Raw genomic sequence first — 23,964 nt, forward strand, 5'->3', positions numbered from 1 at the left:
AAAAGGAAAAAATATGAAAAATATCAACGCGTATCATATACTCATGTTACTTATGGTAACAACAACATCAACAAGTCTTATGTCAATGAATCAACTTCGCAAAAGTGTAAACTCAACAGCTCATAGCGCTACATCAGCAGCAAGTAATGCAGTTGGTCAGGCAACAAATGCAATTGAAAACAATGTTGTTAATCCAATTGAAAATAATGTAATTCACCCAACTCAGAAAATTGGTGAATCTGTTGTAGAACATAGCAAAGAAGCTATTAAAACAGCAGAAGAAGCTGTTGATACAACAGGCAAAATAATTAAAGCATTACCTTCAATTATCAGAGAGCTTTCAGATATTATGAAAGATCTTCAAAATATTATCAATACAGGAATGGCATCTGCTCAAGCTACATCTGCAGCAATGAACCCTCTTACAAAAGAGATGTCTCAGTCGATTGGAAAACTACAAGAAACTATATCTCATCTGATATAATCTCATTGTACATGGTATCTTATATGGCTGGTTGTTATATAACAATCAGCCATTTTTATATCCTGCTATCAGATAAAAATAATAATTTCAAGTCTTATAAAAACTTAATCTTGCCTTATACTTATATTTCATCCACAAATTTATAGTAGATTACAAGGCATACAAAATGTTTATTGTTGAAGGAAATATTGGCACGGGCAAATCAACGTTCTTAAAAGCGTTGCAACATTCTTTATCAAACGTTATTGTTACCCTTGAAGCTGTTGATTATTGGCAAAACGAATCAACAGGGCAATCTATTTTACAAAATTTCTATGAATCCCCACACCGTTGGGCATATACAATGGAAACACTTGCTTTAAAAGTTCGTATTCCAGAGCATATCAAACAACAAGCATCAAGCTTGCCAAATATTGTTGAACGATCAATCTATTCAGGTTATCATTGCTTTGCTCACAACAGCTTTGAGCAAGGTTATCTTAATCAGTTAGAATGGAATATTTACAATAGCTGGTTTAATTTTTCAACTGCTAAACGTTGCTTAGCCCCTACAGGTTTTATTTACCTACAAGCTGATCCAAAAATTTCTTATCAACGCACCGTTGAACGCCAAAGGGAAGCTGAAAACTCAATTTCATTTGAATATTTACAGCAAATTCACGATAAACACGAAGCTTTTTTAATTCACAAACAAAACATCCATCCTTCAATCATGCATGTGCCTGTTTTAGTTTTAGATTGTAATTACGATATCGTTCATGATAATAACAAACTATTGCAATACGTAGAACTTGTTAAAGATTTTATCAAAACTCACAGTCAACATCATGTTGAGTTACAAATTTTACAACCACTGCATAAAAATCTATAACATTCAATCGTAAATTTCCCTGCTCCTGCCCACCAAAAAGTTTTCTTATAGAAAAACAATAGATTAAAATCATTGATTCTAGCAAGTCAAACATGGTACAATGTTTCATATTGAAATTAATAAGGAGTTTTCTATGAAAAAATTTAATAAAAACATTTTTAAAATGTTACTCTTACTGGCAGTTGGCAATTCATCACACATGATTTTGACGATGGAAGAAGATAATTATGATGAAGAATATGAATTTTTCCATGTGTCAATGCCATCGTATCAACAATCGGATCTTGATGCTACAGCAGATATAGATTCAGACAATGACTCAGTTTCATCAGAACATAGTGATTCAAGTTATGTTTTTGAAAAAGTATATTACAACCCACATCAACTTGATGTAAGTTCTTACGAAATCGACAATGATCAAGAAGATGAATCACCTTTTGTAGAAGGCATTGCCTACACAAGCCCAGATACTTTTGTTCTTACAGAAGTTGTAAAACTTGATGAGCAATCAATTCCAGTTGATTTTTACAGTTCAGAACATAAACGCAAAACAGCTGCTCATAATATCATCCAAGGTATTCTTGCGAGACTAGAAGCAACAGACCGTGATCTTAATCAAACAGAACATCAATTAGATAGCCTTGAAAAGGCTTCCCATAAAGATGTCACCATGCAAGAAAAATCATTACAATTAATTGAACAAGATATTGATGAAGCGACAGACGAATTAGCAGCTGTTGCATCAAATATTCGTGTGCTTGCACATTCAACAGATAAATCTGTTAAAGGACAATTTGACAAAGCTCAGGGTACTATAACACGATCACACAATAAAGCTGTTAATGATTTAGAAAAGGTAAGAAAAAAATTACAGAATCAGTCTAAAAAAATTAATAGAAAAATTAAAAAAACACTCAAAATTAAGTAAATATAATTTCTTAATAAAAAAGTACCCAGTCTAAACTGGGTACTTTTTTTACTATAAATATCTTTAAGTTGAGTAAACCAAATTTTTACTCTAAAGATTTACCCTACATTTTCTACGAAAACTCCGGGAATTTGCTAGCCGGTTGGCCTCATGCACTATTTCTTTACATAAAAAAAAGCGTAACGTGGCCGCTGCCACAATTGTTTGCCAAGATGAGTGAAGCGATACCATAGGTTTTTGTGCACATGTAAATTTGGTTCACGCAGCCTAGGCTGTTATAAACTCAACCGAATTTTTTCTTGGTACAAATTTCGTGCAAGCGTATCTAAATAAATACCAATCGTTACATCGTGACTTTTTTCACCGACCGTCTCAACCGTAAAGTCATGAGGTAACAAAGTTTTTGCTACAGAATCTTGGTAGCAAACATACGGTTGATTAGATATCACTAAACAACTCCCTACAACTGGATTTAATTTCATCCATTCTATAACAGTATCACCTGTTGTTGGGCGAGCCAATGCACCATTTTTTGTGATTTTCATAGGAGCGTTTATCAATACCACAGGTATGTGGTCCATATTTTCAGGTTTTTTTATAGTATCATATACAAATTGCATAAGTTCAGCTTCTGTTGCTGGCACAGCAGCTGAATCTTTAAAATTATAGTCACGTTGTAATGCTGTAATTTCTGCATCAGTTAAAGGCCGAGCTCCCGATAAAATCACTACGTTATCAAACCGAACACCCTGCTTGCATAATTGTATAGCATATTGCAATCTGCTTGCAATGCGGTCATAGGCAGCACCCATTAACAATACATAATCATATTGTTGCTGTTGAGGAACAATTTCATCAACGAGGTGTAACTTATGAAATAGATCAAAAAAATCATTTTGATTTGCAACATTTGTATCAACAATATCCCATCGTTCACAACCTTCTTTTCGCATCCACCCGGAGTCTGCTTTTTGCGTTGCCTGAACTATCGAAGCTAACGAACCATCATGTTCAATATCAGTTAATGATAATAACTGTAATAAGACATCAGTTGGATGCCCTTGTTCATTAACAATACTTTTATTGCATGTTTCTTGAACTACTGATTCATGATTTTTATTCATCGTAGCTATACCTGCACCAATAAACAATGTCAGCGCGAATAAAACTAACTTTTTATTTTTCATATATTTTTTTAAGTTAAAGTAAATATTCTATGTTTACCAACTTTTATAGTCATACCTACACGCCATGCAATTTCAGCTTTAAATTCTAAAACTGTTACACCATCACATGACACAGCACCTGATTCTATTAAGCGCTTACCATCAGATGTTGATGCGATTGCACCAAGCTCTTTTAACAAGTCTATAATCCATATTGGATTACTTATAGTTGAAGGCAAGGCAACAGGCTTACCTTGTGATAAATCTTTTTTCTGAAACAGTGCAATAAAGTTTTCTTGCGCTGCAACAGCTTGCTGCTCAGACCAAAACTCTTGAATAATGTTATAAGCCATCTGTTTTTTTAAATCCATAGGATGAACTTTTTGCTCAGCTACATTGTTTTTCATAGTTTGAATGTCTTGATCAGATACTGATAACAACAAACTATAATAACGCCACATTAATGTATCGGATATCGACATTAATTTACCATACGCATCTGATGGCTGGTCAGTTAATCCAATATAATTACCAAGTGATTTTGACATTTTTTCAACGCCATCAAGACCTTCTAGTAATGGAGTTGTTAAAATTACTTGAGGTGATTTCCCATACTGCTCTTGTAAAAATCTTCCACATAATAAATTAAATGTCTGATCTGTTCCACCAAGCTCTACGTCTGCATCAAGTGCTACTGAATCATATCCTTGCATAATTGGATACAATAATTCATGCAACGCAATAGGCTGTTGATTGCTCATACGTTTTGCAAAATCATCACGTTCAAGTAGGCGCGCAACCGTAACTTTTGCACAAAGCTGAATTGTGTCACTAAATGATAACTTTGATAACCAGGTCGAGTTATACTCGATACGAACTTTTGCGGGGTCTAAAATTCGTTCAATTTGCTCAAAATAAGTTTTTGAATTTTTTTCAATATCTGCAACTGACAATGGTGGACGAGTTTTTGATTTCCCCGTTGGATCACCAATAGCAGCAGTGTAATCTCCAATTAAAAAAATAACCTCATGCCCAAGATCTTGAAATTGGCGCATTTTTCTCAATACAACCGCATGACCTAAGTGTAAGTCTGGTGCAGTTGGATCCATACCTAACTTAATTTTTAATTTTTTACCAGTTTCTAACTTTTTTTTCAGTAATCCTGCTGGCAAACAATCAACAGTTCCTTGTTGCAATAGTTGTAATGTTTTTTCGATTTGATCCATTATAATAATCCCACTTTCAAAAGAAGTTGTTGTAACACATCAATGATGATGTATACAAAAGTAACAAGTAACGGCTGTATAATAAAAAGTGCCAATGAAAGAACAAGGCATCCTATAATAATTTTTTGGAATGATAATTCTTGAAATCTTGGTAGATAAAAATGAAATATATATTTAAAAATACCAAGTACACAATGGAAAACAAATAACATTAAATTTTGTTGATACATAAAAAATAACAACCCAAGAATTGATTCAACAAACGATGATGGATGAATTGTCAAAGCTGGATGAGCTGTATGTATGTTAAACAAACCCATGCTTGCACCAAGAATAGTAACGACCATCAAAAGAACTAAATTACCAAGAGCTCTGCCCATAAATTCAACAAATGCTCGCAGCTTAAGATTTTTACCATACATGGTATCAGGTAACAAAGGAATATAACGGCCCCATGCAGGGATAATACCAAAAGGTAACAAATTAGCATAAAACAAATTCCACAAGACTGCTGCAAATCCAAAGACATTAAAATGGTCTAAGGGATTAAAACTTAAAAAGCCTAACTGCTCTGGTGTATCATCCCCCATTTTTTTTGCAATATAGGATTCAAACCAACCGGTAAAAGTAACAGTTACAATATATGACAGGAAAGCAATAATAATCAGTTGCAAATTGCGTATAAGATCTAAATTCATTAAAAATCCTTCCTTAGAAGTGAAAATATGTACCCTATCAAAATACCATAAAAAAATGAGATACCAAAATGAGAACTGAGATATCCCCAATTTTTGAAAGATCTCTTATTCTGTAGTAAGCTAAAATTCTATAGTTATTTTACCAACAAAAAAAGACTTTGAATCGAAATATACCATGGAAAAACGATACGACCATACCAGTCAAGATCAACAGGCTCGCGAGATTTGGCAAAAAAACGATACGTACACAAAAAATTCACATCAATCTAAAAATTTCACCATAGACACACCACCTCCAACAGTCTCTGGTTCTTTACATATTGGGCACATTTTTTCTTATACACAAGCTGACATCATAGCCCGATACAAACGTATGACGGGTCATAACGTATTTTATCCATTTGGATTTGACTGCAACGGTCTTGCTACCGAACGTTTTGTAGAAAAAAAACATAAAACTGGCGTAGCAAAACTTGGTCGCGAAAAATTCATTGAACTATGCCTTTCGACAACTGAAGAGATGAAAATCGAATTCGTTCAATTGTGGCGCACTATCGGTATTTCAGCTGATTTTGAAAAAACATACTCAACTATTGGCAAAAAAGAGCAAAAAATATCACAAGAATCGTTTGTTCGTTTATTTCACAAAAAACATCTGTATTTAAAAAATGAGCCTGCATTATACTGCACCTCGTGCAGAACAAGTGTTGCTCAAGCTGAGTTAGATGACAAAGAAGTTGCAACAACTTTTAATGATATTGAATTTACAACATCGACAGGCATCAAAGTCGTTATAGCTACCACACGCCCAGAATTGCTTCCATCATGCGTTGCAGTTATGTACAACCCTGAAGACGAACGCTACCAACAACTTGCAGGACAAACTGCTATCGTACCAATTTACGGCAATGAAGTTCCTTTCCTTGCAGATGAAAGTGTGAGTATTACCAAAGGAACTGGTCTTGTTATGTGTTGTACCTTTGGTGACAAAACTGACATAGAATGGTTTAAAAAATTCAACTTACCTTACAAGCAATCAATTGGTTTTGATGGCCGCTGGGCAGAACATACAGGCCCTCTTGCAGGTCTTAAAGTTTTAGAAGCTCGTCAAACAATTTTACAACTGCTTGAAGAGTTTAATCTTGTTCTTACCAAAAAAAATATCAGTCATAATGTAAACGTTCATGAGCGTTGTAAAAATGAAATTGAGTACGTTGTTTTACCCCAATGGTTTATCAACGTGGTAAGCAATAAAACAAAATTCTTAGAGCTTGCTGACCAAATAACCTGGTCGCCTGCATTTATGAAAACTCGGTACATCGACTGGGTAGAAAATTTAAGTTGGGACTGGTGTATTTCTCGTCAACGTGTATTTGGAATTCCATTTCCTGTGTGGTATTGCCAAGATTGCGACAAAGTTTTAGTTGCAGACATTGAGCAATTACCACTTGATCCTCAAGAAACTACCTATAAAAATGGTGCTTGTGATGGCTGTGGTAGCAAAAACTTACGCCCAGAAAAAGATGTTATGGACACCTGGAATACGTCATCAATTACCCCATACATTGTGCAACAACTCTATTACGACAATGATGAATCTCCATTTGAAACAAACCCAGACTTTATTCCGATGAGCATGCGTCCACAAGCTCATGATATTATTAGAACGTGGGCTTTTTACACGATTATTAAAGCATGGATGCATAGCGAAAAAACACCATGGAAAGAGATTGTCATCTCTGGTTTTGTGTTAAGTGAACAAAAAGAGAAAATCTCAAAATCACAAGGCAACAGTCCAACAGAGCCATCAGTCTTAGTCAACCAATTTGCACCTGATGCTATTCGTTACTGGACTGCTACAGGCACCCTTGGTTATGACATTGCATTCTCAATTGATCAGATTAAAACTGGCCAAAAACTCATGACAAAACTATGGAATGCCTTTAGTTTTATCAACATGCACATGGAAGATTATCATCATGTATCTGTAGCAACTACAGAACTTGGTGTGGTTAACCAATGGATGCTTGACGCTTCAACAACTATGTTAGAAAAATATACCGCAGCTCTTGATAAAAATGAGTTTGGTGCAGCTTTACAAGCAGTAGAAAAACTTTTCTGGAGCGATTTCTGTGATAACTATCTTGAAATTATTAAAGATCAATTCTTTAAACCAGAAAACTATACTCCAGAGCAAGTACAAGCTACTCGCTGGACGCTCTTTGCTGTAGGATTAAGAATTTTGCAATGTTACGCTCCATACTTGCCACACATCACTGAAAATATTTATCAACGAATATTTAAGTCAGTTGTGGGCAAAAGTTCATTGCATATCACACAGTTGCAACACAACATGCACCCTGTTGATACTGATAATAACGCTGCGATGGAAAAAATCTTAGAAGTTATTACAACGGTCAGAAAACTTAAAACTGAACAACAGTTATCATTAAAAACTGAACTTACCGTCTTAACCTTAGATGAAAGTTTAAACTATATTTTTGCTGATCAAGAAAATATTATTAAAGGTGTTACAACAGCCAAAGAAATTGCTTATGCATCAAACATAACAAATTCAGTGCTCTTGCAAACGAACGAAACCTGGTCAGCTCAAGTTACAGTGAGCTTATAAAATAGCTCAGTAGATAGTAAGAAATACCTCAAAGAAAAGGGAGCTTTATAAGCTCCCTTTTCTTTAAAATTCAGTCTTGATTGTAGATAGCTTTTATTAAAAGTATATTTGAAGCTACTATTGATTTTTTAAAGTCATTAAAAATAAAAGTATCATCTATTTTAAGCTTTTTTTTTACCGGCTCTTCTTGTTCTTGCCCTGTAAATTTTTCAAATGAATCACCTACAAATAAACTTTCAAATAGCTTATTAGTATAATCTTGATCAAAATTCAAATCTTTATATGCAGCTGTATTGATAATACCTAATTTTATTCCATTTTTTTTCATATTCGTAAGAGCTTTTCCACTTATTTGAGCAACAACTTGCTGCAATAATTGATTATAAAGGTCTTTTGTAATACCAACTTCAGGCGTTACGGTGTTGCCATTTGCTAGCATTTCAAGATATTCTTTGTATGTTTTACCACCACGCAATGCTATAAACAATATTGAATCATCGTCTTCAGCTTGCGTCCCTTTGATATGTTTATGCAACTTTACATACTCAGATTCATTAACAGCTCCCTGAGTACTTTGCTGAGCAATATCCTCAAGCTTCATGAGTTTTACAACATCATCCATACCAATCATTCCTCCAGATGGGGATTGTATTCCTGCTGGCCCAACAGCTCTCCAACCATCAACAAAAGAATTTTTTGTTGCATTAAAAACTTTAAGCATCGAAGTTGCTGTTACTTGTATTTTTTCTTGTGCGATATAATCTTTCATAGCCTTTATAATTGATGCTGGTATATTTTTACCATCTTCTTGAACTTGCTCATGTATTGCACTCAAATCTTTTTTAATAACTCCAAAATCGATTCCTGCAAACAACTGTAAAAGAGCCGCTCTCATAATTTCAACATTCTCAGGATCTTGCAAATCTTTAAGCTCTTTATTGATAACGACCTTATAGCCTTCTTTTTCATCAAAAAAATATACTGCATTAAATGCAGCCTGAAATGCGCTCATAGGAGCCGGATACAGATTAAGCATAATTTTTTTTGTGCCATCCATTTTAAACTTCATAGATTCAATAATAGAAATAGCTTTATCATACACAGCTTTTGCTGCAAGTATGACTTGTTCTTGTCTATATAAAGTCTGTGTAACATGTGGATATTTATTAGTAAGGGGAACCAATCTATAAACACCTGTACTCACAACTTTTGGTTGCAAGCAATTTTGCAATTCAACGACTAAATTTGCCCATTGAGCTGATAAAGGATCAATAACAATATCGACTGAAGTACCTTTATACTCATTTGCTTTGACAAGCCATGCATCACCAAAAGATTCCGGTTTTTTCATAGCTTTTTTTGCATCAAAAGATCCATTAAATAAAGCTATAGCTTCTTGAATTTTATTTTTCTGAGTTATGCAATAATCGTTTTCAGCGCACAACGTCATAAAATATTGCTTGACTTGCTCTGGTTGCAAATTTCTTTCAAGATTTTTGATCAGACTCGTTGTATCACCTTGCTCAGTCATAACAAGGTCGTATAGTTGCTTGCTATTTTTTCCAACAATACTGACCGATTCTTTGTTAACAACTATCTCTAAAGGCATGACAACCTGGCTGTCTGAAGTTTTAATATCAGCTTGCTTAACTGATGCAACTAAAACTTCAAGATACTCTACATATGATTTTTGATGAGCAATTGCTGTGTCTAAAATTGTCTTTGCTTGCTGCCCTATTAAAGTTCCTTGAGTTGAAAGCGGACTTGCTGTTGCAAGCGCACCATTCTCATACGTATCTTTAAACACAAATGTCCATTCATGGGCCTGTTGTGATGGAGCTATTATAACTATTTTTTTTGATGCATTATCTGCAACTGGTTTTATATCAACAGCGCGTAAACTTCTCACCTGATCTTGTATCATTTGGGGCATAATTCGTGCAACATCTAAATTTAAACTAAACATTTTATCGTCTTTATACATAGCTGATTGAGCTAATTTCATATAATCAATAATTTGTTGAGGTGTTTTTCCTACGTAGACATCAGGAGCCCATGCAGTTGTTGCAGACAATAAAATAGCATGATTAATAGCTTGGACATAATTATCAGGAGTTGTATGTGCAGGCGCTACGAGATCTATAAATTTTGAATATTCAAAAAAAGAATCGGTATCATCAGATTCATCAAGATGTTGAATCTCTGTATACACATCTTTTAATTTTTTATCTTTCAACGCAATTGCTTCACCACAAATAAAAATCAATGCTGGTGATACTATTTTTTCATCTATAATATTTTTTTCATCCAGCATCTGCGGTAATTTACCAATATTTTTTGGCAAAAGATTGGTATTAAAATTCATTGCTTGGATAGAATGAAAACTAAAAAAAAATAGAAATACATAGAAAACAGATGAAAAACTTTTCATGACTTACAATCCTTGATCAATTTAAATTCGTATAAATGTAGGGTAATCTTTACTCTTTTGTACTACAAAATATTTTTAATTGTAAAGATTCTTACAAGATCTACTTTAATTAAAAAAAGAGCTAGGCTATAATAAAAATATGATAAACCTTACCAGCAAACTTAAAAACCTCAATTTCGATACAGAATCATACAAAGTACAAGCACAAAAAGCTTTACAAGCTCTTGGCTATGGTGACTTTGATCTTGGTATTTTGTTGACAACAAATGCTACGATTAAAAAATATAATGCGACGTATCGAGATAAAGACAAAGCAACAGACGTGCTCTCATTTCCATTTCATCATATTCCTGCAGGAACAAAAATCAAACCTACCTGCGATGATGATAAAAATCTTGGCGATATGATTATATCAATAGAGTATGTACAAGCTGCGGCAAAAAAATTAAATACCACGTTTGAAAAGCGTATGAATCGCTTACTCATTCATGGTATTTGTCATTTACTTGGTTATGATCACATTGAAGATGATGAATTTAAAATCATGATCAAAAAAGAAAAATCTCTTGCAAAGTCAATCGATCTAGATTGCTCCTGGGAGTAAGAACGGATACGTTCTATACATTCGCAAAATAGTATTAAATTTTTGTTCATACATCAGATCATCTGATGCTAATTCTGCAATGTCTTGCTGCATCAACATCGCATAATCTATCGGCAATATTTCAGATTTTTTCTGTAATTGCCAAAGTAAAAAAGAAAGATGCCCTTCTTGCTCAAAAGATTTTTGCTTGCCAATAGCGCTATTTACAAATATTTCTATATCACGCATAAGATGACAAATTGGTTCATAAAAACTTGTATAGTACGCTTTTTTAGATGCAAAAAAAGATGCACCAGAAAGTGTTATTACCGGAAACATCGCAACTAATCCAATCATTAACTGATTTTCTTCATATAAAGTATTAACCGCTCGTTGCAATTCTACAATTGGACTAAAAACGCTTCGCTCCAAAGCTGGAAAAATTTCTGTTAAATTTGCTTTTGGATATGATAAAATAATGCTATCTTTTGCTGCTACACGCAAACGCAAAGCTTCACGTTGCTCAAGAGTCATTCCATCAAAAATTTGTTGATTGACTTCATTCATATTTACACCAACAACTCCTTGCGCAAAACTGTTTTTTTCTTGAGTAGTAAATAAGCCAAATATATCCATCTTTCTGCCCACATATGAAGTTGCTTGGCCTATATACTTAGAACTTTCATCAACAAGCGCCTCAACATCCGAAACATCAGCCCCTCGAGCTGGAGCAGAACTATCACCTTGGACAAGCAAAGCATGCAGTATTTGCTCTTCTCGTTGCGTATCAAGTAACTGATTATTTTTTTGACCTGAGAGAGTATTCATCATTTTTACCACAGGACGCTCTACTTTTGTATTCCAAAAATCTTGTACTGACTGGCATGCCCCATCAATGCAAGCATGTACATCATCTTTATACAACATATAAGCAATAACACATGCGCATGTTGCAGCAACAGTCGATGCATAAGCAACCTGATTTCGCTTAAAATGATGTGCAGGTTGACACGTAATATAGCTTGATGACATGTTTTTACTCAGATCATAAAAACTTTCAGCTGTATTAATAATAACTGAATAAATATCAAGATTGTTTTTACCTAAAGGACGATCTAAAAAAGATTCATGAATCTGGACAACTGTCATAACTGTTTTTTCAAACGAATCTTTATCTGGTGCCTGCAAGAGCATTTTTTTAGTTTGTTTAATAACACCAATACATGTATATGTTTGAGCAGAAAGAGATTCAAGATTTTTAATTGCATCTTGTATCGTGTCAATATAGGAAGCATCATGAAACCAACGAGTTATATTTTTATCTAAAAAATCTCGCTTTTCATAAAATAGTTCTGCTTTCCAGTATGCAAGAGCACGACTATGCTTTTCAGCTTTATACAGCATTTTATTTTCAAGAGAACTAAGTAAACACAAATAAACTTTTGCACCAAGAATAGATTGTATTTCAACAATATTTGGTGACGATTCTGTTAAAAAAAATGAACAAAATTTTAATGAATGGATAAGGTCATATAATTCTTGCATCGAACTTTCAGAATGAACTGATGCAGAAATATCTTGAACTGCGATCGCAGCTTCAAGCAATGATTGATTTTCAATCATCTTTAATTTTTGATGTAAAAGCCCATCTAATGAATCTGCGTAAAGCGCATCTAATCGCAATGGTTGAAAACTCACGATAGCTAATAAAAAAACCAGAACATATGTCATAAAACTCCTCTACTTTACTTACATTTTATTATATGAATTTTATCACTACCTGTATGTAGTATACGATGTTTGCTAATAAAGCAAATTGGCAAGCTTAAAATTTATCTAAAAAATATATTTTAAGCACCATTGTAATAACCTTATTTTGCGATTTTTACAAAAATTACAACCATCTTTTTTGTAGATTTTTTATTTCAATTTTGCAGGTATTTTATTAAAAAAGAGCATATTTTACTTAATTACTGCAATAAACAAGATACTCATTTTAAAAAATAGCTCATCAATATCATCTGACAACCAAGTAATAAGACAATACGAAATGTTAAAAACAGTCTGCTAACAACCTGTCAAAGCAATAATTCAATATGAAATTTTATTTTTTTTTGTAGTTGACCATAAAGAAATCATGTGATAAACCAAGATGACAATGGCTGTGTAATAAGAAAGGATTTTCCATGAAATAATCTCAGCTTTTATTATTTTTTACCACATAAAAAATAATTTAATGATAAAAGGCAATACAACAAATTTTACATGCAAGGTGTTTACAATTACCTGTAAAATATTCCACCTTATTCATAATAGAAATCAGAATTTATATAGAAAGAATACTCTATGAAAATGTATTATATCTACCTTATCCTTCTATGTTCAAACGCTATTGTGTATCCTGTAATTGAAGATAAATATACACAGCAAACTATCGAACATATTGATAAACTCATGGCAGAATTGAGTAAAAGACTTGAAGTTTACCACTGCCCACCAATGCCTCAAATTACTATCAACCAAAGCGTATCAAGCGATCATTCATCAGCCCATCAAAGCGCTCAGTATCAAAAAACAACGAATGATCTCCTCCAATTTAATGAACAAAGCCAAAAAACAATACAAACATATATATCAAGTAGCATTGACAGCTGTAAAGGTGTTATAGCAAATATTGCTGCATTTATAAGCAACAACAAAATAAAATGCTCATGCGCAGGTCTTGCAACGGTATACGGTTATATTGGTTATCAAATTTACAGCAGGCAGCAAATTCTTACGACCGCTTCATCATGGAACAGCTGGAGAAATAATTGTAGCTTTGAAGAATTTATGAGTTATTCTGCGCAAAATATTGGCGATGATCTTATTTATGAAATTCAAACGCGTTATGCTGACCCTGAAAATCCTACCAATTTTATCTACTCATTAGTTGAATTTTCAAAAAATTTAGCTTATGAAATTAAAAATGCTGAAGAATTACTTACTATCTACACGTGGCTTGAAAGAGTTCGATGTTCACACTTATTTTTTGTTGATGCAGCAACGATTGCAACGGCACAAGCAAAATTACATAAATTGTTATTTATTAAGCATATTTTTGCAACCTGGTATGCAAACTATAAAATAGAAAAAAATTAAATAAATTTTTTATAACGAAAAAAGGGATGTGCAAAATAGGCACATCCCTTTTTCATTTCTTATGACTATACGTTAACGTATAATCCAAATTTCGATAGAAGATACTTCATATCATCGTCACCGAATCGTATACCAAGACCCCAAAAGGCATTAGCATTCGTCTGACTCACAAAGTCATCGGCACCAAATACAAAGTACAAGTTGTTCAAGAAGAATATTCTATTCATCCATTTTAAATGTGGTCGTCGATCACACATGTCATAACGCTGTAAGCCTTTAAAATCAAATGCTTCAAGCGTGGTTGTCCATGCAATTTTTTCGTTTGAGAATGGAATATAATAATCTGCTCCAACACCAAATGCGCCTTCAAATAAACCAAATCTGACTGCTATATCTCGGTAAATTTTACCAAACTGAAAACCAAAAGCCATAGGATTTCGTTCTCTTATAAGCTTTTCAGGCGCAAATGCGAACTTATTGCGAGCTGCATCATCAGTTGTTCCAATTTCAGGAAGCTCTGCATAATCTAAGATTCTACCTTTTTCATCAAAATAACTTTCATACACAAAATGACGACTTAAAAATCCTTTTTCTGAAGCAACAATTTGTGCTAAATAAAAGAAACTATCAGAAGTATGTATACGAATGTTAAAGTAACCTTTTGAATCAGCATAAGCGTAATTATCGACAGGACGATGCATCGATTCTGAATGGCAATCAAAAATAATACCCAAGGTCTGAAACTTTGATAGATAATTTTTCATACCAGTCACTGCATCTTTAATATCACGATACATTTCATCTTCGTTGACCAGTTTTCCTAGTAAACCACGTCCTTCATCAATTTTTTCAATAACAGAACTCATACTTGCAAAACCATCAGTTGCCTCTTGTGCTGCTGATTCAAATGAAGAAGCAGAGCTACCTAAATGATCTGCTATACGGCTAAAATCAGATTCAACTCGCGTTGAAAGCCTGTTAATATGCTCTGTTAAAGACGGCATATCTTGTCGTAAAGTACGGGCGAAATCTTGAAAATCAGCAATCATTGACTGCATGTTATCTTCATTATTTGTTGCAACGATATTTAATGAGTTTGCAAGGCTGTTGAATTTCTCTGCCGCCATTGACATGTTTTCAAGCATCATTCTCAGCTGATCACCACGTTCAGCGCTATTAAAAGAATCTTTTAAACTATCGGTTATTTGTTCAACATGTGTTGCAATATTACTAAATTTAAACAGAAGCTCATCCATAGAAACAGATTCACGGCCAGACTTAGCAAGCGATGACCCTGGAACTAAACATGGTAGTAGCGGATCGCCAGGTATAACTTCTAAATACTTAGTACCAATAAGCCCATCTTGCCGAACGATTGCATAGGCATTGTCATACAATCTATATTTTTCATTAACCATAATAGTTGCACGTGCTTTATGATATGGTTCAGTTAAAACAAGGCTTTCGATCCAACCTACTTTAACACCCGCCATCTTAACTTCTGCCTTGCGAGACAAACCTGCAACATCATCAAATGAAATATTATACGCAACATAACCTGATGAATTAAAACGAAAAGCTCCGATTCCTAGAATCATGAACATGAAAACTGCTAGTGCAACGACAACAAAAATTCCTACTTTTGTTTCTGTGTTTATTTGCAAAGTCTTGCTCCAATCCTAGACTTGATATGTTTTTATTACATCATATATAATAGCACCATCTGGCAATCTTTTTTGTTTTAAGATCGCAAAAACCTGCGCTATTACATCCTCTTTTGAGACAGTGGCCATAACTGAAAACACAGTCGATGAAAACTGTGTTGCAAGCAAACCTTTTACTGAATCAGGGATTTTATCATATGGGATTCCATATAATTCTTTGAGTGCTGCATCCCAATCTTTTTGCCAATTTGATTCTTGTTTAAAAGAAGATATATCTATTTTTTCTTCTTTTTTTTCAAGTATACCATTTTTCTCATTTTTTTGCGCTATGTCTAATAACACGCAAACAGATGGTGAAAATAACCACGGTTGTAGTACATCACTCTCATGAGCAACAGTGAAGATATCCATTAAAAATATTTTTTTATTACGAGCATTATCTGCTTGGTCAACTGACCCCTTACTATAAAAAATTGCATCTGCAAAACATGTTGAAAATTCTTTAATTGTAAGTAATTCAGTGACATCATTAAGAGGAGATTTTCTTTGCTTCATGTGATCTATAAAGGGTTGCAACAGGGATGGCTTTTCTGTTATTTTTGCAATTCTATCAAATAACCACGTTGCAAAAACTTTCCGATCTTTACCTGCAACACCTTCATCATAAAACTTTTGCTGCACAAGATCATACAACCCATTAATATTAATTTTTCCTGATTCAGCAAAAAAGGTCAAGTTAATGACAACTGGAAAGTTTTTTTCAATTTCTTCAAAATTAAATTTTTGCCCATCATTTCGCACCGCTAAAAATTTTTCAAGAGTTTTTTTTACAGGATCAATAGGAGCTTTTTTTTCAGACGATTCAGACTGTTTATTTGTATCATTTTTACCTAACTCATCAGCTGAAATAGATAAATAACTTTGAGCTATAGCAACACAATTAACCGTAAAGTCTTGTAATTTTTCTCGCTGCAAAAGAGCTGATGATAATTTTTTATGGGTAATTCCTTTGATCATGAACATTGATACGAGGGTTGCGCACAGCGCTAACATCGAAAATGTAATAAAAAGAATATAACCTTTTTGCTGTGTCATGATGTTACCTTTTATAGTTAACGAATACTGTAATCCTTACTTTATTTTACACTTTTAACAAACAAAAAAGCCTATTTTTTCGTTGCAGCCCTTATAGCAAATATGCTTTTAGGAGCATTATCAACCGTTGATGGAATAGAAAAGCCTAGCGTACAAGTTTGTTCTTTTTGTTGTAAAGTTTGCCCAAATGTAATTTTCATTTCGATAAATTTAGGTACCGGTGCGCCCCCTAAGTCTTCTAATGTATCTTCTTTATCAGCTTGATCACCAGGATTGATTTTTTTTTCGACAGATTTTTCTGCACTTTCTGCAGGTTGCCATTGCTTGACAAGACGAACAATAGGGGCAAGTTCTTCTTGTTTCTCTTGCTCACCTTCTTTGGTTTTTTCTGCACGAAACTGTTTATTTAAAACAACTCTGTCTACTAAATGGTAAGATAATTCTAACGATTTAATCCCTGTTATCAATTCATAAAACTTACCTGACTGCAATGATTTTTCATCAATTAATTCAGTTGCAGGAGAGATTTCTTTTCTCATTAACCTGAAAAGATTTTCATGTGCTGGATCTGGCTGCAAGGCATAAACAACACGAACAAAACGATCAGTTATTTTTTCATATGATTGCAAAGGATTTGTTGTCAAAAAAGTTAAGAAGTCTAGTTGCTCACCTTTATTAACACTATAAAAATAAAAGCTGCGTTTTTTAAATTCTTTTGATACTGGTTTTTTTTCTTGTTGCGCCTGCAAATTTTCAAGCTCAGCTTGTTTAAACCATATTGATGTTAAGCCAGCAACGTCTTTTTCAAATCTGCTTTGTAATGTTATGATTTGGCTATCTTGAAAAACAAATCGCTGAACTCTTTGCATATTGCGCGAAGTTTGATTATAAATCTCAAATAAACATGTCATGATTATCGTTGAAACAGCCATAACAATAATAATTTCTAGCATCGAAAAACCAGGTGACTTCATTTTTTTGGTACCTTTGGTATATAAACAAATGTATAAGAACTACCATATAACGTATCGCTCTGCTCAGCTTTTGTTGTAATAAGATACAAATCTTGAAATGATTTAAATTTTGTTTCTTTAAAGTCTGACCGAGTCGCAATCGTTACGGTCATGTCAGGATTAAAAAATTCTTTTGTTTTTGTTTGCAAACTCTCCGTAACAGGCCCCTTAAAAGCAAAAAGCTCTTTTAATATATCCAAACGATAGGCAATTAATTCAGTTTGCATCTGTAATTTAGCAACTAAAGCTTTTTCTGCAAATGCAATTCTATTAAATAAATATGCTTGCATCATAAAAAGGGATGACCCAAATATTGCTAAAATACCAATCGCCAGTACCACTTCGATAAAAGACATCCCCGATTCAAGGTGCTTGAAAGGCTTCATACACAGACATCCTTGCATAAAAAGGGTTAATGACAAAACTAAAATTGCTATCTTGCGCAGCATTTTCATGCTCATGAATGATATTAACTGCAACAGGTTGACTTGTTCCATCAGGCATAATGTAAAAAAGAACGTCTTCAAGCTGCGCTGCATGATTAACTTCGTCTATTCCATTAATAAAAAAATTTTTAATTTTAAAGTCTTTTGAAAAAACAATTTGAGTTATATATTGAGCATCTTTAACTTGTGTAAATTGCTTGTGAGTCGATCTTTCAATTGACTTTGGATCTTTTTCTCGCATCTGCACAAGCTCTTCTTTGATATTAAAATAAACTTGATGAACTTTTTGTTCCATAACAGATCGTGCAAGAGTTTGTTGAATCAAAGAATCAAGCGATGAAAGAAATTCTTTTTGAACAGCAGCTGGTTTTACTCTAAAAATGTTAGGAACCACAAGGGCTCCTAACATTGCAAGCAAAGCAAAAACTATCATCAATTCTAATAAAGAAAAGCCTGATTGTTGTGTACTATTCTGCATCAATTCGATCTTCTTCTTTGTCTGGATTTCCATTTGAGTACAGTTGATATGGTGGCTTAGCACCTTTTTCATTTTTTTTGTACACAAGCGGCTGTCCCCAAGCATCTTCAATTTCTTTGCCGCTCCACTTTGAATCAGCTAAGTATGGCCCTGACCATCCAGAAATGCCATCAGGTCGTTTTTCTAAATCAGCTAAGGTCGTTGGCCACTGATGGGTATCAATGTTATATTCTGTGATTGCTTGTTTTGCGATTTTCAACGTGTTTTTTGTTGTTGCTTCATTTCCTTTGCCTAAAATACGAGCAAAAGAGGGAGCGATCATACCAATAATAGCTAAAATAATCACCAAAGAAATCATTAATTCAACTAAACTGAATCCTGATTGCAGCGATTTGTGTTGCGATACCATAACATTATCCCTTTTTTTGACTTGAAGTTTTTTAAAACTTCGAAGAGTTATACATATTCATAATAGGACCCATAATTGCAAACATAATAACCCCTACAACTAATCCCATGACAAGGGTCATAACTGGACCAATCATAGCAGTTAAATTATCTGCAATCTCAGATAAATCTTCTTCATAATTTCGTGCTACCACTAAAAGCATCTGATCTAACGTACCATTTTGCTCACCAGTATTAATAAGATAGATAGCAAGTGAAGGAAAAATTTTTGTCTCTTTTAAAAAGGGTGTAATTTTACCCTGTTTGATAATTTTATCTTTTGCTTGCTGCAGGGATGTAGATAAAATGCTGTTGGAAATAATTTTACAAACAATATCTAATGCAGGTGCTAAATTGACACCATTTTCAAGCAACATACCAAGTGTACTTGAAAACTGTACGACAGCATTGGTACGAGAAAAATATCCAAAACCTGGAGTATATAAACTGAGATAATCAACCGCATACTTGCCTCTTTTTGTCGAAGCAGCATATCCAAGAATAATTAAAAAGAGTGTAAACATTACCCCTAAAAACATGTAGTGATTAATTAAATAATCTGACGATACCATTAATATTCTTGTTAATAATGGTAATTCTCCAGACATACCACTAATTACATTCATTAAATTAGGAACGACAAATATCATTAACCCAATAACAATTGCAAAAATAAGCGCAAGTTGAAAAAGTGGATACGATAAAGCTCCCGATATTTTTTTTCGTAAAGCCTCTCGACGCTCAAGATAATCGATCAATCGATCCAAAATCACTTCTAGCTTGCCACTTGCCTCTCCAGCACGAACAAGCTGAACATAAATAATACTAAAAGTATCCGGATATCGTTCAAGGCCATCAGCAAAAGAAGAACCTTCTTTAATGCCATCTTTGATCGAAACTAAAATATTATGCAGTTTTCCAGTAAACTGCTCAGTTAAAAGTTCAAGAGCTTGCAGCAAAGGAACCCCTGAGCGAAGCATAACACCTAACTGCTTGGTGAAAAAAACAAGATCTTTAAAGCTCACTTTTTTTTGAAATAAATTTCCAAAAAAATGTTTAAAAGAAGATGAGTCGTTATAAAGACCTATTGAAATTGGATATAATTTTTTGGTAACAAGCTCTTCACGAACAGCTCCTACCGATGCAGCTTCCAACTGCCCTGAAGTTTGCTTACCTGTTCTTGTAAGAGCTTTATAGACGTAAAGTGCCATTTATTTTCAACCTTTTTTTCATTCGGCTTATGCAAATTTGCCAATACTATCTTTTCAAGTATATTTCTAACTATAAAGCTTTATCACAAAGGAAATTATTATGCAAAAAAACTCTGTTTTTTTCTTGTTCATGGGGTTGATTCTACAGACTAATCAACAATTTGCAATCGACAACGATAATTTAATACCATTATTAAGTCATCCTCATAAACAAGAACAAGCAATAAAAAATCAAAATTTACTGCTATTTCATCCAGAAAATGAACTACTCAAATTTTTCTTACGACCAATTAAATTTAGTCCACATGGCATTGAACATTTTTTTATGCATACGTATAATCACGAAAAATATACGGAATATTTACCTTACACGTTAGATCACATGATTCAGTTTCTTGAATATGGTCAACAACACCAGCAAGATGAACGATACGCATTATCAATTATAAAACTGTTTTTACAAAAAATAAAAGGATGTGATTTTGTCAATTCATACAGTTTGATTACCGCAATGCCAAAGCTTGCTCAAAATTTAACCCCATACGTTCAAAAAAAAGAAGCATCATTCTTGCAAGAGCTACAACAAAGCTTAAAAAAACGATTCTCACACATATTTTCTACGTATAGCTCATACTTCCAAAAAAATCCTGATGCTTTTTTAGAAGCTTTATCAGAACAAATTGCAAAAAAAACAAACGAGGTTCAAACTCAACAACACATTGATGTAGAGCATGTAAGAAAAGATATCTTACGTTTTTTAGAAATCTGTATGAATAAATTAGTCTGGTCACCTCATGAAGCATATGATGCTTGGATCTCAATCAATGAACTAGCAGAACAGTCTCACAATTTTTTAACAAAAAAATTAATCAATGATGCTGATGCTCTTGATGATATTTATTGGTCGCTCATTCATCGTTTTTGTTATTTTATAGAAATTTCGCACGATGATATCAGCGAAGAAATATTTAAGCAGATCGTCAGTGATATTTATACACAAGATTTATTATTATTTGCCATTGAAGAACAAGAAAATTTAATCACAAGCAAAAAAGATTTTTTACTAAGAAAAATAAAAAATCACTATGCACCAAAACCATCTATAGAAAAAATGCCTGAACACAATATTACTGCAAGCAATAATCAACCTCTATAAAAAAAGAAAATAATGAAGAGATCTTTAAAGCTAAATTTTTTTCTGCTTGCTCTATGCATAATCAATCTGCCGCTACAAGCAAGTGAAAAACAAAAACATATACAATTTAAAGAAGATCTTAATCAAACCACAACCTATAGTCCAGATCATACGTATCAAAAAACGCTTATTGAAAACAAATCGGCTTATGAAAAAAATAGAGATTATAATACAAGCAAAAAAGCAATGCGTAAGAAAGAATGGGATGCTCTACAAACAAGACGAACCAACTTACTAAAATTACCGGACAAAAGGCGTGCAATCATGCAATCTAAAAACAAAGAAATTGCTGACATGCAAGAATTGCATACACTGCGAAAAGAAAATATCTTTTATAAAAACAGCTTTCAATTAACTTGCGCCAGCTTTATTGTGGGTGGAACAGCGCTCTACTTATTTCATCATTGCATATAAATTTTTATCGTAAAAAGTAGCATACGTCAGAGACCTCAACAAATAATAAATTTGTGGTATTCTATAAGAAACTATTATTACTATATGTACGAAAAAAAATGCATGAAAACCCTCCAGCGGTTGCTTCTCTTTACGATTATTTTTACAATCAAAGAAATTGAATGCAGTCAAAACGAACAGCCAACTTTAGAGAAAAGCTCATCTAGAAAAATTTCATTTGATGAATCTTGCAATTCAACGTCATACTTTCAGGTAGACGCACACTATTGCAATACACAAAAAGAGTATATTCAATATATCACAGCAAATATTGCTCATAATTTTCAAGATTTATCTATTGAAGAAAAACAAGAGCACAAGAAAAAACAACAACGAATTGCTATTTTAAAAATGAAATCCCCGGAAGCAAAAATTAAATGGATACGCAATAAAATAAAAACGAAGACAACTCTTAAACAAAAGCATACATAAAAATATATCACAAACCACTCAGTGCGTATGATATATCTTTATTACAAATTTTATAAAAATTAGCCCATGAATAAAATCAAAATTTTGTCGTTCTTCATAACAATTGCATCAATGACACTCTCAATACAAGCAAGTTCACCTTGTGATCAGTATAATGAATTATCACCTCTTGTAACTTTTAATGAACGTGCTAATGAAATTGTAACGTACACCCCAGATTATAATTATCAAAAAGCTCTTAAAGAAAACATGGCGATAGTAGAAGAAAATATAAAAAATTTACCTAACTTACCTTACGATCAAAAAGCTGTTTACATAGAAAGAACGCGTAATGCAGTTAATGTAAAAAAGCGAATGTGGGCTACCATTGAGTCGAAAAGAACCACAGATTATCCTTTTTTATTACAACAACAAGAAGAAATTAAATCCCTTAAAAAGGAACTTAGTTATAATAAAAAAATTATAAACTTGATGGTGGCAGGTCTGATTGGAACAACAGCAACATGTGTGTATTTAAGCTACATTTGCAATTGTAATTCCAACCAAAAATAATTCGATCAAATAACCCCTCTCATAAACTAGTAAAGATCCAAATATATGAACATCGCCAAAAAATTATTTTTTATGATATTCATCACAAATATTGCAATAACAACACAAGCAAGTGAACCATCTAAAAGTATAACGTTTAATGAATCGAACAATACAGAATTACGCTACGACCTTGGACAAGAATATTATCTGGCCGAAAAAAATAATCTAAAAAGACTTGCGATAAGCATGCAGCAAAACCCTTTTCAAAGTTTTCAAGACTTATCTGAAGAAGAAACAATAGCTTTTAATCAAAAAATAAAAAGGGCTATCTTTTTCTCAAAAATGTCAGAAGAACAAAAGATTGCATGGACGGCGCAAAAAATTCGATATAAAAATTTAAAAAGAAAAGAAATAAACACATCTGACAACGAAAAATCCACTTTTAACAAAAAATCTAAAACGTCATAATAATACGACGGCTCTATGCAAGTGTATACCATAGCTTAAACATGCTGTGTGAACCAAATTTACATATGCATAAAAACCTACCATATTGCTGCGCTCATCTCCAGAAATATTTCCGACAGCAGCCACTTTGCGCTCTTTCTATCTAAAAAAAGAGTGCATTCAGCTCACAGCCTAGCAAATTACCTAAGTTTTTAAAGAAAACGTACAGCAAAAATTTCTTGTAAATATTTGATTGGCAGAACTCAATATTCATCATGAATGTAATGTATTTTATGTGTTAAAAATAATTCCACAATATCATTGATTCCTAGAATCAAAAAAGGTTATAGTTGCAAGTAGAAATAATACTTTTAAAAAAGGAAAAGTTA

23 protein-coding genes are annotated in these 23,964 nt (G+C 33.3%); 11 read left to right on the top strand and 12 right to left on the bottom strand.

Annotated elements, in window-relative coordinates; genetic code table 11:
- Positions 1-13: 13 nt before the first annotated feature.
- From C0J27_RS03015 to C0J27_RS03025, 3 genes are all read left to right on the top strand, one after another.
- Complete coding sequence (locus tag C0J27_RS03015) at positions 14-484, top strand: hypothetical protein (RefSeq protein WP_115585716.1); 471 nt, start codon at positions 14-16, stop codon at positions 482-484.
- A gap of 166 nt (positions 485-650) precedes the next feature.
- A complete protein-coding gene (locus C0J27_RS03020) occupies positions 651-1,355 on the top strand; it encodes a deoxynucleoside kinase (protein WP_115585717.1) in 705 nt (234 codons plus the stop codon).
- 133 nt (positions 1,356-1,488) lie between these two features.
- Positions 1,489-2,283, top strand: a complete 795-nt coding sequence (locus C0J27_RS03025; protein ID WP_115585718.1) for a hypothetical protein — start codon at positions 1,489-1,491, stop codon at positions 2,281-2,283.
- 275 nt (positions 2,284-2,558) lie between these two features.
- Here the strand turns inward: C0J27_RS03025 and C0J27_RS03030 are convergent, their stop codons facing one another.
- From C0J27_RS03030 to C0J27_RS03040, 3 genes are read right to left on the bottom strand one after another with little or no spacing between them, the layout of a single operon-like run.
- Entirely contained in the window at positions 2,559-3,470 is a 912-nt protein-coding gene (locus C0J27_RS03030) for a hypothetical protein (RefSeq protein ID WP_115585719.1), read from the bottom strand.
- Between the two features lie 8 nt (positions 3,471-3,478).
- Positions 3,479-4,675 (bottom strand): tyrosine--tRNA ligase, encoded by a 1,197-nt coding sequence (tyrS, locus tag C0J27_RS03035; protein WP_115585720.1) that lies wholly within the window; start codon positions 4,673-4,675, stop codon positions 3,479-3,481.
- A complete protein-coding gene (locus tag C0J27_RS03040) occupies positions 4,675-5,373 on the bottom strand; it encodes a zinc metalloprotease (protein WP_115585721.1) in 699 nt (232 codons plus the stop codon). The genes tyrS and C0J27_RS03040 overlap by 1 nt, the downstream gene beginning before the upstream one ends.
- Positions 5,374-5,548: 175 nt before the next feature.
- Here C0J27_RS03040 and C0J27_RS03045 point away from each other — a divergent pair, with 175 nt between their 5' ends.
- Positions 5,549-8,005 (top strand): valine--tRNA ligase, encoded by a 2,457-nt coding sequence (locus C0J27_RS03045; RefSeq protein ID WP_115585722.1) that lies wholly within the window; start codon positions 5,549-5,551, stop codon positions 8,003-8,005.
- Between the two features lie 70 nt (positions 8,006-8,075).
- Here C0J27_RS03045 and C0J27_RS03050 read toward each other — a convergent pair whose 3' ends face one another.
- Complete coding sequence (locus tag C0J27_RS03050; protein WP_115585723.1) at positions 8,076-10,436, bottom strand: hypothetical protein; 2,361 nt, start codon at positions 10,434-10,436, stop codon at positions 8,076-8,078.
- A 139-nt stretch (positions 10,437-10,575) separates the two neighbouring features.
- Here C0J27_RS03050 and ybeY point away from each other — a divergent pair, with 139 nt between their 5' ends.
- Positions 10,576-11,040, top strand: coding sequence for an rRNA maturation RNase YbeY (gene ybeY, locus C0J27_RS03055; RefSeq protein WP_115585724.1), 465 nt, complete (start codon positions 10,576-10,578; stop codon positions 11,038-11,040).
- Here the strand turns inward: ybeY and C0J27_RS03060 are convergent.
- Positions 11,020-12,750 (bottom strand): NCA2 family protein, encoded by a 1,731-nt coding sequence (locus C0J27_RS03060; protein WP_115585725.1) that lies wholly within the window; start codon positions 12,748-12,750, stop codon positions 11,020-11,022. The genes ybeY and C0J27_RS03060 overlap by 21 nt on opposite strands.
- 615 nt (positions 12,751-13,365) lie before the next feature.
- Between C0J27_RS03060 and C0J27_RS03065 the strand changes: the two genes are divergently transcribed.
- Positions 13,366-14,160, top strand: coding sequence for a hypothetical protein (locus C0J27_RS03065; protein WP_115585726.1), 795 nt, complete (start codon positions 13,366-13,368; stop codon positions 14,158-14,160).
- Between the two features lie 65 nt (positions 14,161-14,225).
- Here C0J27_RS03065 and C0J27_RS03070 read toward each other — a convergent pair whose 3' ends face one another.
- From C0J27_RS03070 to C0J27_RS03100, 7 genes are all read right to left on the bottom strand, one after another.
- A complete protein-coding gene (locus C0J27_RS03070) occupies positions 14,226-15,824 on the bottom strand; it encodes an MlaD family protein (RefSeq protein WP_115585727.1) in 1,599 nt (532 codons plus the stop codon).
- A gap of 15 nt (positions 15,825-15,839) precedes the next feature.
- Entirely contained in the window at positions 15,840-16,919 is a 1,080-nt protein-coding gene (locus C0J27_RS03075; protein WP_115585728.1) for a hypothetical protein, read from the bottom strand.
- Between the two features lie 71 nt (positions 16,920-16,990).
- Complete coding sequence (locus C0J27_RS03080) at positions 16,991-17,893, bottom strand: PulJ/GspJ family protein (RefSeq protein ID WP_115585729.1); 903 nt, start codon at positions 17,891-17,893, stop codon at positions 16,991-16,993.
- Positions 17,890-18,318: a type II secretion system protein gene (locus tag C0J27_RS03085; protein ID WP_115585730.1), complete on the bottom strand. Its 429-nt coding sequence runs from the start codon at positions 18,316-18,318 to the stop codon at positions 17,890-17,892. Before C0J27_RS03085 ends, C0J27_RS03080 begins: the two co-directional genes overlap by 4 nt.
- Complete coding sequence (locus C0J27_RS03090) at positions 18,296-18,856, bottom strand: type II secretion system protein (RefSeq protein WP_162801760.1); 561 nt, start codon at positions 18,854-18,856, stop codon at positions 18,296-18,298. Before C0J27_RS03090 ends, C0J27_RS03085 begins: the two co-directional genes overlap by 23 nt.
- A complete protein-coding gene (locus C0J27_RS03095) occupies positions 18,846-19,265 on the bottom strand; it encodes a type II secretion system protein (RefSeq protein WP_115585732.1) in 420 nt (139 codons plus the stop codon). Before C0J27_RS03095 ends, C0J27_RS03090 begins: the two co-directional genes overlap by 11 nt.
- Positions 19,266-19,296: 31 nt before the next feature.
- Positions 19,297-20,514, bottom strand: a complete 1,218-nt coding sequence (locus C0J27_RS03100) for a type II secretion system F family protein (RefSeq protein ID WP_115585733.1) — start codon at positions 20,512-20,514, stop codon at positions 19,297-19,299.
- 100 nt (positions 20,515-20,614) lie between these two features.
- Between C0J27_RS03100 and C0J27_RS03105 the strand changes: the two genes are divergently transcribed.
- The 5 genes from C0J27_RS03105 (at position 20,615) to C0J27_RS03125 (ending at position 23,596) form a co-directional block, all read left to right on the top strand.
- Positions 20,615-21,670, top strand: a complete 1,056-nt coding sequence (locus C0J27_RS03105; RefSeq protein ID WP_115585734.1) for a hypothetical protein — start codon at positions 20,615-20,617, stop codon at positions 21,668-21,670.
- Between the two features lie 12 nt (positions 21,671-21,682).
- The gene (locus C0J27_RS03110; protein WP_115585735.1) at positions 21,683-22,123 is read left to right on the top strand and encodes a hypothetical protein; all 441 of its coding nucleotides are present in this window, start codon (positions 21,683-21,685) and stop codon (positions 22,121-22,123) included.
- A gap of 102 nt (positions 22,124-22,225) precedes the next feature.
- Positions 22,226-22,594, top strand: coding sequence for a hypothetical protein (locus tag C0J27_RS03115; protein ID WP_115585736.1), 369 nt, complete (start codon positions 22,226-22,228; stop codon positions 22,592-22,594).
- Between the two features lie 66 nt (positions 22,595-22,660).
- Positions 22,661-23,146, top strand: a complete 486-nt coding sequence (locus tag C0J27_RS03120; protein ID WP_115585737.1) for a hypothetical protein — start codon at positions 22,661-22,663, stop codon at positions 23,144-23,146.
- A gap of 45 nt (positions 23,147-23,191) precedes the next feature.
- Positions 23,192-23,596, top strand: coding sequence for a hypothetical protein (locus tag C0J27_RS03125; protein WP_115585738.1), 405 nt, complete (start codon positions 23,192-23,194; stop codon positions 23,594-23,596).
- The last annotated feature ends 368 nt before the right edge of the window (positions 23,597-23,964 follow it).

This window comes from Candidatus Chromulinivorax destructor, from assembly GCF_003366055.1.
In the GTDB taxonomy this organism is placed as follows: Bacteria; Babelota; Babeliae; order Babelales; family Chromulinivoraceae; genus Chromulinivorax; species Chromulinivorax destructor.